We start from the raw sequence: 12,839 nt of genomic DNA, 5'->3' as shown, positions 1-12,839 counted from the left end.
GTGCGAGTGGTTCCGCTAGCGCAGCTGCCCCAGTGCCCCGGGTGCGCTGCCGGTCCCCCAGGGAGGGTCGACCGGTAGCGCACCATCACGTTCCGGGAGCCGCCGCAGTGCCCTACGTCTCCGAGCCGTCGACCGCCACCGCCCCCTCCCGCGTACCCGCGTCCAGGGGCCCGGGCCGGGCCCTGCGCCCGCGCGCGGCCTTACCCGAACGCGCGCTCCGGGCCCTGCGCCACGCCTCCCCCGCGCTCCTCGCGTACGCGGCCGTGCGCGTCCTTGGCCTGCTGGTCCTCACCGCGTGGGCGCATCGCAAGGGCCGCGGGGTCCGGCACATGCTCATGGAGTCCTGGGACTGCGACTGGTACCTGAAGATCGCGGCACACGGTTACACGCACACGCTCGGCACCCAGGTCGACTCGAACAACCTCGCGTTCTTCCCGCTGTACCCCGCGCTCGTACGGGCGGGCGACACGCTGTTCCCCTGGCTGCCGCGCGGGGCGGTGGGCCTGGGCATCGCGGTGGGCTGCTCGTTCCTCGCGGCGTGGGGGATTTTCGCGGTGGGCAACCGGCTGTACGGCCGCCGGGCGGGGGCCGTCCTCGCCGCGCTCTGGGGGTGCCTGCCGGTCGCCCCGGTGCAGTGGATGGGCTACACCGAATCGCTCTTCACGGCGCTGACCGCGTGGTCCCTGTACGCCGTGCTCACCGGGCGCTGGCTGTGGGCCGGGGCCCTGGCGTCGCTCGCGGGACTCACCCGGCCCACGGGGGTGGCGCTGGCCGCGGCGGTCGCGGTGACGGCGCTGTGCTCGCTCCGCGGCCACCTCCCCCGTTTCCGGCGCGGCCCGGTGACCGGCTCCCCCCGCGTCCCGCCCCCCGGGCCGTCCGCGCTGTCCCCGCCACCCCCGCTCCGGCCGGTCCTCGGCGCGCTGCTGGCCCCGCTCGGCTGGCTCCTGTACGTCGGGTGGGTGGGGCTGCGCCTCGGCCGCTGGGACGGCTATTTCGCCGTGCAGAAGCTGTGGCGCAACGACTGGGACGGCGGTGTGGAAACGTTCCGCCGGATGTACGCCCAGTTCGAGGTCGAGCGGCCCTCGCTGTTCCTGGCGATGGTGACGGTGATGCTGCTGGGGGCGGTGGTCCTCTTCGTACTCTCCGTGAGCGACCGTCAGCCGCTGCCGCTGCTGCTCTTCACCGGTCTGCTGCTGCTGATCGTCCTGGGCAGCAGCGGGGTCTACTTCCCGCGGGCCCGCTTCCTGCTCCCCGGCTTCCCGCTGCTGCTGCCCCTCGCCGTCGCGCTGGCGCGCGCGAGGACGCGGGTGATGGTCACGCTCATGACGGCGGCGGCACTCTGCGGCGCCGCGTCCGGCGGCCACATGCTCCTGGGCTGGATGGGGCCTCCGTAGGACACGGGTGTCCCCGGCGACACACCACGAGGCCGCTCCGGCATGGACCCCCGGCGCCCGGACCCACGACACCCAGGCCCCCTGGCGCCCACACGCCCGGCACCCGGTTACTGGCTCCGGCGTCCGGCGTCCGGTCACTCGGATCCGGCGCCCTCCGCCGAGCCCCTCAGACCCCGCGAGCCCCGCGATCCCTCAGACCCCCGGCACTCACACGCCCGGCACCCGATCACCGGCTCCCGCGTCCGGCATCCGGCGCCCGGTCACCCGGACCCGGCGCCTCCGCCCAGCCCCTCAGGCCCCGCGAGCCACGTGACCCCTCAGACCCCGACACCTGGCCACCGGCTCCGGCGTCCGGCACCCGGCGCCTCCGCCCAGCCCTTCAGGCCCCGCGAGCCACGTGACCCCTCAGACCCCGACACCCGGCCACCGGCTCCAGCGCCCGGCATCCGGTCACCCGGACCCGGCGCCCCCGCCGAGCCCCCAGACCCCGCGAGCCCCGTGACCCCTCAGCCCCCCTCGGGCCCCGCGAGCCCACTGATCCCTCAGGCCCCCGCGAGCCCCGCGATCCCTCAAGCCCCCGCGCCCCCCGCGCCCCCTCAGCCCACCGCCAGCAGCACCGCGAGCAGTACCGCGCCCGCCGCGCACGGGGCGACGATCTCGTACGCCCAGCGCACCACCGGCTCGCCCTGCGCGGACTCGGCCGCGGCCCGCTGCTCGGCCAGGTCGCGGAGCTCGTCCATGGACTGGTCGCCCGAGGAGCGGGTGGGCGCGGCCGTCGGGTCGAGGAAGGGGCGGCCGCTCGTCGCCGGGTCGCCCGCCGCCGCGGCCTGCGACTGCCTGCGCGCCGCCTTCTTGCGGCCGCGCAGGGAGACGGGGATCGCCCACAGCTGGTACTTGTCGCCGTCGTTGGTCAGGACCTCGTTGGAGTATCCGGAGCGGAGCGTCGCGATGGACGCCCACGGCAGCGTGATGGTCCTGAACGGGTTGCGGACGCGGAGGCGGTCGTCGTTGGCGTAGACGACGGGCCGCACGGTGTACGCGACGACCAGGGGCACCGCGAACAGCAGTCCGGCGAGCGCGAGCCACGGCGTGCGGCCCTCGCCGTGGACGACGGCGTCGATGCCGAGCCAGAGGCCCAGGGCGAGCAGCAGGACGCCGCCGGCGATACCGGCGGGGGACCGGAAGGTGCGGTCCTTGTACGCGGGCTGCGCCACGGGGTTCTGGGGGTCGCTCATACCCTGATTCTGCCTGAAGTCCCGCGCGGCCCCCCGTGCCGGGCCCCGAGCCCGCCCCGCACCCCACCCCTGTACAGCAGCTACGCGCGTAGATATGCTCCCCTCGTGACCATGCCCACTGCATTCGCTGACGTGACAGCGTCCGACAGCACGCTCCGCCGCTTCCTTCACGGACTGCCCGGCGTCGACGCGGTCGGCCTGGAGGCGCGTGCCGCCTCGCTCGGTACCCGTTCGATCAAGACCACGGCGAAGGCGTACGCCATCGACCTGGCCATTTCGATGATCGACCTGACCACGCTGGAGGGCGCCGACACCCCGGGCAAGGTCCGGGCGCTCGGCGCGAAGGCCGTGAACCCCGATCCGACCGACCGGAAGACGCCGCGCACCGCCGCCGTCTGCGTCTACCCGGACATGGTCGCCACCGCCAAGGAGGCCGTCGCGGGCAGCGGCGTGAAGGTCGCGTCCGTCGCGACCGCCTTCCCTGCGGGCCGTGCCGCGATCGAGGTGAAGCTCGGCGACGTGCGGGAGGCCGTGGCCGCCGGGGCCGACGAGATCGACATGGTCATCGACCGGGGGGCCTTCCTCGCCGGGGACTACATGACGGTGTTCGAGCAGATCCGCGCCGTGAAGGAGGCCTGCGGCACCGCCCGCCTGAAGGTCATCTTCGAGACCGGTGAGCTCTCGACGTACGACAACATCAAGCGCGCCAGCTGGATCGGCATGATCGCGGGCGCGGACTTCATCAAGACCTCGACGGGCAAGGTCGGCGTCAACGCCACCCCGGCCAACACGCTCCTGATGCTGGAGGCCGTCCGCGACTTCCGCGCGCAGACCGGGGTACAGATCGGCGTGAAGCCGGCGGGCGGCATCCGCTCCACCAAGGACGCGGTGAAGTTCCTCGTCCTGGTGAACGAGACCGCGGGGCCCGACTGGCTGGACAACCACTGGTTCCGCTTCGGCGCCTCGTCGCTCCTCAACGACCTGCTGATGCAGCGCCAGAAGCTGGCCACAGGCCGCTACTCCGGCCCTGACTACGTGACGGTGGACTGACCCATGACTGCCACTCCTTTCGAGTACGCACCCGCGCCGGAGTCCCGCTCCGTCGTCGACATCGCGCCGAGCTACGGCCTGTTCATCGACGGCGAGTTCACCGAGGCCGCCGACGGCAAGGTCTTCAAGACCATCTCGCCGTCGACCGAAGAGGTCCTCTCCGAAGTCGCGCAGGCCTCCTCCGAAGACGTCGACCGCGCGGTGAAGGCCGCCCGCAGGGCCTTCGAGACGTGGTCGGCGCTGCCGGGCTCCGAGCGCGCCAAGTACCTCTTCCGCATCGCCCGGATCATCCAGGAGCGCAGCCGCGAGCTGGCCGTCCTGGAGACCCTCGACAACGGCAAGCCGATCAAGGAGACGCGCGACGCGGACCTCCCCCTGGTCGCCGCGCACTTCTTCTACTACGCCGGCTGGGCCGACAAGCTCGACCACGCCGGGTACGGCCCGAACCCCGCGCCGCTGGGCGTCGCGGGCCAGGTCATCCCGTGGAACTTCCCGCTCCTGATGCTGGCGTGGAAGATCGCCCCGGCGCTCGCGACGGGCAACACCGTCGTCCTGAAGCCCGCCGAGACCACCCCGCTCTCCGCCCTGTTCTTCGCGGACATCTGCCGCCAGGCGGGGCTGCCCAAGGGCGTCGTCAACATCCTTCCCGGGTACGGCGACGCGGGCGCGGCCCTGACCGCCCACCCGGACGTGAACAAGGTCGCCTTCACCGGCTCGACCGCCGTCGGCAAGGCGATCGCCCGCCAGGTCGCGGGCACCGGCAAGAAGGTCACGCTCGAACTGGGCGGCAAGGGCGCGAACATCGTCTTCGACGACGCCCCCATCGACCAGGCGGTCGAGGGCATCGTCACGGGCATCTTCTTCAACCAGGGCCAGGTCTGCTGCGCCGGTTCGCGCCTGCTGGTGCAGGAGTCGGTCCAGGAGGAGCTGCTCGACAGCCTGAAGCGGCGGCTCTCCACGCTCCGCCTGGGCGACCCGCTCGACAAGAACACCGACATCGGTGCCATCAACTCCGCCGAGCAGCTGGCCCGGATCACCGCGCTCGCCGAGACCGGCGAGGCGGAGGGCGCCGAGCGCTGGTCGCCCGCGTGCACACTGCCGACCTCCGGTTACTGGTTCGCGCCGACGCTGTTCACCAACGTCACGCAGGCGCACACCGTCGCCCGCGACGAGATCTTCGGCCCGGTCCTCTCGGTGCTGACGTTCCGTACGCCGGACGAGGCCGTGGCCAAGGCCAACAACACCCAGTACGGGCTCTCCGCCGGCATCTGGACGGAGAAGGGGTCGCGGATCCTCGCGGTCGCGAACAAGCTCCGGGCGGGCGTCGTCTGGGCCAACACTTTCAACAAGTTCGACCCGACCTCGCCGTTCGGCGGCTACAAGGAGTCGGGCTTCGGCCGCGAGGGCGGCCGGCACGGGCTGGAGGCGTACCTCGATGTCTGACCGACTCACGGTTCTCAAGACCTACAAGCTGTACGTCGGGGGCAAGTTCCCCCGCTCCGAGAGCGGCCGGGTGCACGAAGTGACGGACTCGAAGGGCAAGTGGCTCGCCAACGCGCCGCTGGCGTCCCGCAAGGACGCGCGCGACGCGGTCGTGGCGGCCCGCAAGGCGCAGGGCGGCTGGGCCGGTGCGACCGCGTACAACCGCGGTCAGGTGCTCTACCGCATCGCCGAGATGCTGGAGGGCCGCCGCGACCAGTTCATCGGTGAGGTGGCCGACGCGGAGGGCCTGTCCAAGGCGAAGGCGGCCGCGGTGGTGGACGCGGCGGTCGACCGCTGGGTCTGGTACGCGGGGTGGACCGACAAGATCGGCCAGATCGTGGGCGGGGCGAACCCGGTCGCGGGCCCGTTCCTGAACCTCTCGACCCCCGAGCCGACGGGCGTGGTCGCGGTCCTCGCGCCCCAGGACTCGTCGTTCCTCGGCCTCGTCTCGGTGCTCGCTCCGGTGATCGCCACGGGCAACACCGCCGTCGTGGTCGCCTCCGAGAAGTCCCCGCTGCCCGCGCTCTCGCTGGGCGAGGTCCTCGCGACCTCGGACGTCCCCGGCGGTGTGGTCAACATCCTCACCGGCAGGACCGCCGAGCTCGCGGCCCCGCTCGCCGCGCACCAGGACGTCAACGCGATCGACCTGACGGGCGCGGACGCGGAGCTGGCGCGGGACCTGGAGGTCGCGGCCGCCGACAACCTCAAGCGCGTGCTGCGTCCACAGCCTGTGGACTGGTCCGCCGACCCCGGCACGCACCGCCTGACGGCCTTCCTGGAGACCAAGACGGTCTGGCACCCGACGGGTTCGCTGGGCGCGTCCGGATCGGCGTACTAGCCGGTCCGCACCCCGAAGCCCCGGCCTCCTCCGTCCAGGAGGCCGGGGCTTCGTCTGTGCGCGGGGGCCGGCTAGCCCGGCAGCAGGGCCGCCACCTGGCCCACCGCGGGCAGGTCGGACAGGGTGCCGCCGCGGGCCAGCGGGCCGGTGGCGAAGGCCGTGCTGACCGGCTTGAAGTCCGCCACCTGCGTGCCGAGGGTGTTGTCGAGCGGGTCGGCGCTGGTGTTGGCCAGCGGGTCGAGCTGGAGGTTCTTGACCGGGCCGAGGCCTCCCTCCGTCGAGTGGTGCAGGGCAAGCCCCAGCGCCTTGAGCGGCGTGCCCGCGTCGACGTCGCCGAGCGGCGTGGCGACGGGGGCCACCGTCGGGGCCGGCTCCACCGCGCCGGCGACACCCGCGCCGCCCACCCCGAGGGCGGCGCCCGCGGCCGTGACGGTGAGACCGGCCCGCAGCAGTGCGCGCGCGGCGGGCCGGGGGGACTTGGACTTGTCTGCCGAGTGTCGTGCCATGGGTACCGCCCACATCCGTGCGTCGTTCCGGTAATCGACCGAGCACGTAGCGTAGTTGAGTGACGTCTCGGGGACCAAAGGCCGACTCGCCCGACGGGTCCGGCCGATCGGGGCCCACCCGATGGCCGAACGGCCGCATGGCGTCCCCCGAATGGCGGCGGCGCATCCGGGGGCCGGCCCCCGTCACGCACGGCGGCACCGGGGCTGGGCACCCTGCGCGGCTCGGTTGATAATGACTTCCGTCCACGCTGACGAGCCGTGTCGGGAGATGCGGTCCACCCCAGGTGAAGAGGTTCACAGAATTGGGTTCCCATCCCCCGATACCGACCCGCGTCGTGCTGCTCGCGGGCCCCTCCGGCTCGGGCAAGTCCTCCTTCGCCGCCCGCTCGGGACTGCCCGTGCTCTGCCTGGACGACTTCTACAAGGAGGCGGGCGACCCCACGTTGCCGCTGGTCCCGGGCAGTTCGGACATCGACTGGGACTCCGCGGACTCCTGGGACGCGGACGTGGCGGTCGCCGCCATCGAGCGGCTGTGCCGCACCGGCCGCACGATGGTGCCGGTGTACGACATCGCGACCAGCTCGCGCGTCGGCCAGGAGTCGCTGGACATCGAGCGCACCCCGCTCTTCATCGCGGAGGGCATCTTCGCCGCCGACATCGTGGAGAGGTGCCGCGAACTCGGTGTGCTCGCCGACGCGATCTGCCTGCGGGGCCGGCCCTCGACGACGTTCCGGCGGCGGCTGCTGCGGGATCTGCGCGAGGGCCGCAAGTCCGTGCCGTTCCTGCTGCGGCGGGGGTGGCGGCTGATGCGGGACGAGCGCGCCATCGTGAGCCGCCAGACCGCGCTGGGCGCGCACCCCTGCGGCAAGGAGGAGGCGTTGGGCCGCCTCGCCGCGGCCGCCGCGGGCCGGTGCGTGAAGGCGCGGGTCGAGGCCGCCTCGTAGCGGGGACAGGGGCAGCCATACGAGCGGACCGGAGCGCGAAAGCGGCCGGAAAAGCAGAAGGACCGGAAAGACCCCCCGGCCTTCCGGTCCCGCTACTTGATGCCCCCGTGTTTCCCCCCTGCGTTCCCCCGTGCTCGCGCCGCGTCCCCCCGGAGCGGCGCCCCCCGTGCTCCCCCGATCCTCAGGCGACCAACTCGCCGAAGGATTCCTCCTGGTCACGGCCGAAGCTGAGGACGTCGTCCTCGCGCAGCCGGCGGAGCGACCGCCAGATGCTGGACTTCACCGTGCCCACGCTGATGTCGAGGATGTCCGCGATCTCCGGGTCGGTGCGGCCCTCGTAGTAACGGAGGACCAGCATCGTGCGCTGGAGTTCGGGCAGCCGGGCCAGGGCCTGCCACAGCACGGCGCGCAGCTCGGTGCCGCGCATCGCGTCCGTGTCGCCCACCGTCTCCGGCAGCTCCTCGGTCGGGTACTCGTTCAGCTTGCGGCGGCGCCACGCGCTGATGTGCAGATTGGTCATGGTGCGGCGGAGGTAGCCCCCGACCGCGGCCTTGTCGCTGATCCTGTCCCAGGCCCGGTACGTCGAGAAGAGGGCGCTCTGCAGCAGGTCCTCGGCCTCGAAGCGGTCACCGGTCAGGTGGTAGGCGGTCGCGTACAGAGAGGCACGTCGTTCCTGGACGTAGGCGGTGAACTCCGCCTCCGACAGGGACTTCCGCTCCCCCGAGCCCTCCCCGTACGCCGCTCCCCCGTGAGCCTCGTTTCCCCCGTGGCTCCCCTGGAACGCGTCAACCACCGTCATGATCGCGGTGTGCTGACGTCCGGCGCCGCGAGCGCACCCCCGCCCGCTCACGGCACCGGACTTCTCAGAGCCCCGCCCGACGTCGTGGAGACGCGTGACAACTGCGCTTGAGCTGGTGCTGTGCAGCGTATTCATCTCGCGCCCCCCGTCGGTGGAGTCCGGCCTGTTCCGTCTTGCTTCCGTGCTTCTTGCGTATGACCAGAACTCTGCCCGAGCGACTTCATGACGGTGTCCGCCGACTGTCACAGGCCTGTCACAGGGGTCCGTGAGGTCTTCCACCTGTGAAGGTCACGTGTGGGTGCGGGCGCCTACCTGCTCTTTGAGGGGCCGGGGAAGGGCCAGCAGTCGTACTGGGGCCGTGACATGGGACAGAATGACGTCCGTGCCTTCCCTGTTGCTGATCGAGGACGACGACGCCATCCGGACGGCCCTGGAGCTTTCGCTCACGCGCCAGGGGCACCGGGTGGCCACTGCTGCCACCGGCGAGGACGGCCTGAAGCTGCTCGGAGAGCAGCGGCCGGACCTGATCGTGCTGGATGTGATGCTGCCGGGCATCGACGGGTTCGAGGTGTGCCGGCGCATCCGGCGCACCGACCAGCTGCCGATCATCCTGCTGACCGCGCGCAGCGACGACATCGACGTCGTCGTGGGGCTCGAGTCCGGCGCCGACGACTACGTCGTCAAACCCGTGCAGGGGCGGGTCCTGGACGCCCGGATCCGGGCCGTGCTGCGGCGCGGCGAGCGCGAGGCCAACGACGCGGCGACCTTCGGTTCGCTCGTCATCGACCGCGCCGCGATGACCGTGACGAAGAACGGCGAGGACCTCCAGCTGACCCCGACCGAGCTGCGGCTGCTCCTGGAGCTGAGCCGCAGGCCCGGCCAGGCGCTGTCGCGGCAGCAGTTGCTGCGTCTGGTGTGGGAGCACGACTACCTCGGTGACTCGCGGCTCGTCGACGCGTGCGTGCAGCGGCTGCGCGCCAAGGTCGAGGACGTGCCCTCGTCGCCGACCCTCATCCGTACGGTGCGCGGCGTCGGATACCGGCTGGACACCCCTCAGTGACCAAACCGCAGGACAAGCTCCGCGGCTGGGCCGCGGCGCGCAAGGCGATACTGGCGGGTCTGCGCTTCACGAGTCTGCGGCTGCGGCTCGTCGTGGTGTTCGGCCTGGTGGCGCTGACCGCCGCGGTCTCCGCGTCCGGCATCGCGTACTGGCTCAACCGCGAGGCCGTGCTGACGCGCGCCCAGGACGCGGCGCTCAAGGACTTCCGGCAGCAGATGCAGAGCCGGGCCGGCGCGCTGCCCGCCGACCCGTCGCAGGACGAACTGCAGTCCGCCGCCGAGCAGATGGCCAACAGCAGTCAGCGCTACAGCGTGCTCCTCGTCGCCGAGAAGAAGGGCGGCGGGCAGATCGTCGGCTACTCCGACCTGGACGCCTTCACGCTCGCCAAGGTGCCGCCTCCGCTGCAGAAGGCGGTGAACGACAAGCAGCCGCTCACCTCCGGCAACAAGAGCCCCTACCACCTGTACTGGCAGCGGATCGCCGACCACGGCACCCCGTACCTGGTGGGCGGCGCCACGGTGATCGGCGGCGGCCCGACGGGTTACATGCTCAAGTCCCTGGAACCGGAGGCGAAGGACCTCAGCTCGCTGGGCTGGTCCCTGGCCATCGCGACGGGGCTCGCCCTGATCGGCTCCGCGCTGCTCGCGCAGGCCGCGGCGACGACCGTGCTGAAGCCCGTGCACCGGCTGGGGGTGGCGGCGCGGCGGCTTGGCGAGGGCAAGCTCGACACGCGGCTGCGGGTCTCCGGCACCGATGAACTCGCGGATCTCTCCCGTACGTTCAACAGGACCGCCGAGAACCTGGAGAAGAAGGTCGCCGACATGAGCGCCCGCGACGAGGCGTCACGGCGCTTCGTCGCCGACATGTCGCACGAGCTGCGCACCCCGCTGACCGCCATCACCGCCGTGACGGAGGTCCTGGAGGAGGAGCTGGACGCGGAGACCGGCTCGGTGGACCCGATGATCGAGCCCGCCGTACGCCTTGTGGTGAGCGAGACCCGCCGCCTGAACGACCTGGTGGAGAACCTCATGGAGGTCACCCGCTTCGACGCGGGCACCGCACGCCTCGTCCTCGACGACGTCGACATCGCCGACCAGATCACCGCGTGCATCGACGCGCGCGCCTGGCTCGACGCGGTCGACCTGGACGCCGAGCGGGGCATCATGGTCCGGCTCGACCCGCGCCGCCTCGACGTGATCCTCGCCAACCTCATCGGCAACGCCCTGAAGCACGGCGGCTCTCCCGTGGAGGTGTCGGTGCGGCTGGAGGACGCGAAGCTGGTCATCTCCGTACGCGACCACGGTCCGGGCATCCCGGAAGAGGTGCTGCCGCACGTCTTCGACCGCTTCTACAAGGCGAGCGCCTCCCGGCCGCGCTCCGAGGGCAGCGGCCTCGGCCTCTCCATCGCCCTGGAGAACGCGCACATCCACGGCGGCGAGATCACCGCCGCCAACTCCGACGAGGGCGGCGCCGTCTTCACGCTGTGGCTGCCGCGCGACGGCGAGGGCGTCGACGGGGCCGGGGACGACGGCGCCGAAGGGGGCGAGGCATGAGCGGGCGACGGAGCATCCGTGCCGCGGCCGCCGCGGCGGCCCTCACCGCGGTGCTCGCCGGGTGCGGGATCAGGTCCACCGAGGTGCCGACCGACTACGGCGCGGCGCCGTCCCGGGTGCCGTGCGTGCTTTCGGGCTCGGGCATCGCCTCGCGGGCGGGCGGCGGGGTGCCGGTGGAGGTGTTCCTGGTCTGCGCCGCCCAGCTGGTCAACGTCGACCGGAACCTCCAGATCCGTACGGACAAGGCGACCACCGACCGGGTCCGCATCGCCCAGGCGCTCCTCGACGAGCTGGCCGCGCCGCCGTCGGAGCCGGAGAAGCAGGCCGGGTTCGCCACGGACGTCCGCGGCGGCACCACCGTCACCGGGCCGCGGAAGGGCGACCCGGAGGACGCGCTGCGTTTCAGCGCGCCGCCGGAGCGCCTGTCGGCGTTCGCGCTGGCGCAGATCGTGTGCACGCTCGCCGACAACGCCGCGTCGGACGGCCAGGCCGTGGTCCTCGGCGGCCCCGGCGACAGCCCGCTGCGGCGCTACGAGTGCACGCCGGAGGTCCGCTCCCGCCCCGGAACCGTGGCACCGCCCGCCCACACCGTCGACTAGCGGGCGGGACCGGCCGGGACAGCCGTCACCGGGTGCGCGGAACCGATCCTGCCGCCTCTGGCGTCTTGGGGGGCGTGCGTCAAGGCTCGGGCGGCCACGTTGCCGCCATCCGCTTCCGTGCGGCGGGGGGATTCCTCCTCGTCGCACATCTCCTGCTCGTCGGGTGGATCACGCTGCGTCCGCTGGACGTCCCCTGGGTGAGCGCCGCGAATCTGCGGCCACTCGCCGGGATCAAGGCGGATCTGGCGCTGGGCGGCCTCCAGGCGGCCCGCCGGATCGGCGAGAGCGTGCTGCTGCTCGCCCCGCTGGGGGTGCTGCTTCCGCTGGCCGGCGGCCGGCTGCTGGTCTCGCCGTGGGGTTCGCTGGTACGCACGGTCGCCGCCGGAGCACTGCTCTCGCTCGGCATCGAGCTGCTGCAGACCGGGGTCCCCGGCCAGGTCGTCGACATCGACTCGCTGCTCCTGAACACCCTCGGGGTGGCCGTCGCCCACCTGGCGATAGTGCCCGCGGTCCGGGGCCGGCTGCGGCGCGGCAGGGACGGGGAGCACCGGACGGCCCTCCTGCGGGAGGACGCGTCTCAGGGGTCGACCCCGACGATTCCCAGGGTCGGTATCGCACCGTAGATCGATGCTTTGCCCCGCTTCGTGGACGTACGGTCGAAGTATCGGGGCCCGGAGAGAGGCCTCGCACCGACGGTTCGCGAAGGAGCCCGACATGACCGCCCTTGCCCGCCCCACCCACGGCCGGATGATCGGCGGAGTGTGCGCAGCCCTGGCCCGGCGCTTCGGCACCTCCGCGTCGACGATGCGCGTGATCTTCGTCGTCTCGTGTCTGCTGCCCGGTCCGCAGTTCCTGCTCTACATCGCGCTGTGGATCCTGCTGCCCTCGGAGAGCAAGGCCGCCCGCCAGGCCTGGTGACCGCGGCGTGACGACGCGATGGGGCGCCCCCGAGTCGGGGGCGCCCCATCGGCGTGTGCGGTGGCGGGTCAGCCGAGCGGCAGGCCGTTGATGCCGGTGCCGCCCAGGGGCAGTCCGCCGAGCAGGCCCGAGACCGGGGAGGTGGGGCCGGTGGGCTTGGGGCGGGCAGCCGCCTTGTGGCCGACGGCGTCGGGGGCGGCCTTGCCGACCAGGGGCTTGGTGGCCTGCAGGCCGCTGCCGAGGGCGTTCTGCCCGGCGGCCAGGGACTCGGTGGCGCCGGCGAGACCGCCGGCGGGCAGCACCGAGGAGACGGGGCCCAGGGCGGCCGCGGGGTCGGCGACGGCGGGGGCCGCGTCGGCGGCACCGGCTCCGGCGGCGGCGAAGGCGGCGCCGAGAGCGGCGACACCGAGGGTCTTGGCGGCAGACTGCTTCATCTTCAATGCGTCCTTGCGTCTTTTGCG

The 12,839-nt window shown here is 72.7% G+C and carries 14 protein-coding genes; 10 read left to right on the top strand and 4 right to left on the bottom strand.

The annotated features are described in order from the left end of the window. Positions 1–107: 107 nt before the first annotated feature. Positions 108–1,394 carry a hypothetical protein gene (locus ACZ7DY_RS07260; RefSeq protein WP_471131142.1) on the top strand — a complete coding sequence of 429 codons (1,287 nt, stop codon included), beginning with the start codon at positions 108–110 and terminating at the stop codon, positions 1,392–1,394. 596 nt (positions 1,395–1,990) lie between these two features. Here the strand turns inward: ACZ7DY_RS07260 and ACZ7DY_RS07255 are convergent. Continuing rightward, the gene (locus ACZ7DY_RS07255; RefSeq protein ID WP_471131140.1) at positions 1,991–2,629 is read right to left on the bottom strand and encodes a PH domain-containing protein; all 639 of its coding nucleotides are present in this window, start codon (positions 2,627–2,629) and stop codon (positions 1,991–1,993) included. 111 nt (positions 2,630–2,740) lie between these two features. Here ACZ7DY_RS07255 and deoC point away from each other — a divergent pair, with 111 nt between their 5' ends. The 3 genes from deoC to ACZ7DY_RS07240 are packed head-to-tail and all read left to right on the top strand — an operon-like array spanning position 2,741 to position 5,999. Next, the gene (deoC, locus tag ACZ7DY_RS07250) at positions 2,741–3,679 is read left to right on the top strand and encodes a deoxyribose-phosphate aldolase (protein WP_471131138.1); all 939 of its coding nucleotides are present in this window, start codon (positions 2,741–2,743) and stop codon (positions 3,677–3,679) included. A 3-nt stretch (positions 3,680–3,682) separates the two neighbouring features. Beyond that, the gene (locus ACZ7DY_RS07245; RefSeq protein ID WP_471131136.1) at positions 3,683–5,122 is read left to right on the top strand and encodes an aldehyde dehydrogenase family protein; all 1,440 of its coding nucleotides are present in this window, start codon (positions 3,683–3,685) and stop codon (positions 5,120–5,122) included. Continuing rightward, positions 5,115–5,999: an aldehyde dehydrogenase family protein gene (locus ACZ7DY_RS07240; protein WP_471131133.1), complete on the top strand. Its 885-nt coding sequence runs from the start codon at positions 5,115–5,117 to the stop codon at positions 5,997–5,999. The genes ACZ7DY_RS07245 and ACZ7DY_RS07240 overlap by 8 nt, the downstream gene beginning before the upstream one ends. Positions 6,000–6,070: 71 nt before the next feature. Here ACZ7DY_RS07240 and ACZ7DY_RS07235 read toward each other — a convergent pair whose 3' ends face one another. Next, entirely contained in the window at positions 6,071–6,505 is a 435-nt protein-coding gene (locus ACZ7DY_RS07235; RefSeq protein WP_471131130.1) for a hypothetical protein, read from the bottom strand. Positions 6,506–6,807: 302 nt separating this feature from the next. Here ACZ7DY_RS07235 and ACZ7DY_RS07230 point away from each other — a divergent pair, with 302 nt between their 5' ends. Further along, positions 6,808–7,449, top strand: coding sequence for a uridine kinase family protein (locus ACZ7DY_RS07230; protein ID WP_471131129.1), 642 nt, complete (start codon positions 6,808–6,810; stop codon positions 7,447–7,449). A 181-nt stretch (positions 7,450–7,630) separates the two neighbouring features. On the opposite strand, the gene ACZ7DY_RS07225 is transcribed toward ACZ7DY_RS07230, so the two are convergent. Continuing rightward, positions 7,631–8,383 carry a SigE family RNA polymerase sigma factor gene (locus ACZ7DY_RS07225; RefSeq protein ID WP_471131127.1) on the bottom strand — a complete coding sequence of 251 codons (753 nt, stop codon included), beginning with the start codon at positions 8,381–8,383 and terminating at the stop codon, positions 7,631–7,633. Positions 8,384–8,630: 247 nt separating this feature from the next. Here ACZ7DY_RS07225 and afsQ1 point away from each other — a divergent pair, with 247 nt between their 5' ends. From afsQ1 to ACZ7DY_RS07200, 5 genes are all read left to right on the top strand, one after another. Continuing rightward, positions 8,631–9,308 (top strand): two-component system response regulator AfsQ1, encoded by a 678-nt coding sequence (gene afsQ1, locus ACZ7DY_RS07220; protein WP_030779097.1) that lies wholly within the window; start codon positions 8,631–8,633, stop codon positions 9,306–9,308. Then, on the top strand, positions 9,206–10,861 hold the full coding sequence (locus ACZ7DY_RS07215; protein ID WP_471131126.1) for an ATP-binding protein: 1,656 nt from the start codon (positions 9,206–9,208) through the stop codon (positions 10,859–10,861). Before afsQ1 ends, ACZ7DY_RS07215 begins: the two co-directional genes overlap by 103 nt. Next, positions 10,858–11,460 carry a hypothetical protein gene (locus ACZ7DY_RS07210; RefSeq protein ID WP_471131123.1) on the top strand — a complete coding sequence of 201 codons (603 nt, stop codon included), beginning with the start codon at positions 10,858–10,860 and terminating at the stop codon, positions 11,458–11,460. Before ACZ7DY_RS07215 ends, ACZ7DY_RS07210 begins: the two co-directional genes overlap by 4 nt. Positions 11,461–11,534: 74 nt before the next feature. After that, positions 11,535–12,083, top strand: a complete 549-nt coding sequence (locus ACZ7DY_RS07205) for a VanZ family protein (protein WP_471131121.1) — start codon at positions 11,535–11,537, stop codon at positions 12,081–12,083. Between the two features lie 91 nt (positions 12,084–12,174). Beyond that, positions 12,175–12,378 (top strand): PspC domain-containing protein, encoded by a 204-nt coding sequence (locus tag ACZ7DY_RS07200; protein ID WP_471131119.1) that lies wholly within the window; start codon positions 12,175–12,177, stop codon positions 12,376–12,378. A gap of 68 nt (positions 12,379–12,446) precedes the next feature. Here the strand turns inward: ACZ7DY_RS07200 and ACZ7DY_RS07195 are convergent, their stop codons facing one another. Then, positions 12,447–12,812 carry an ATP-binding protein gene (locus ACZ7DY_RS07195; protein WP_471131116.1) on the bottom strand — a complete coding sequence of 122 codons (366 nt, stop codon included), beginning with the start codon at positions 12,810–12,812 and terminating at the stop codon, positions 12,447–12,449. Positions 12,813–12,839: the final 27 nt, after the last annotated feature.

The sequence above is a fragment of the Streptomyces sp. NPDC037013 genome (assembly GCF_055607265.1).
Note: the sequence above shows the minus strand (reverse complement) of the source record. Positions and strands in the feature narration are given on the sequence as shown.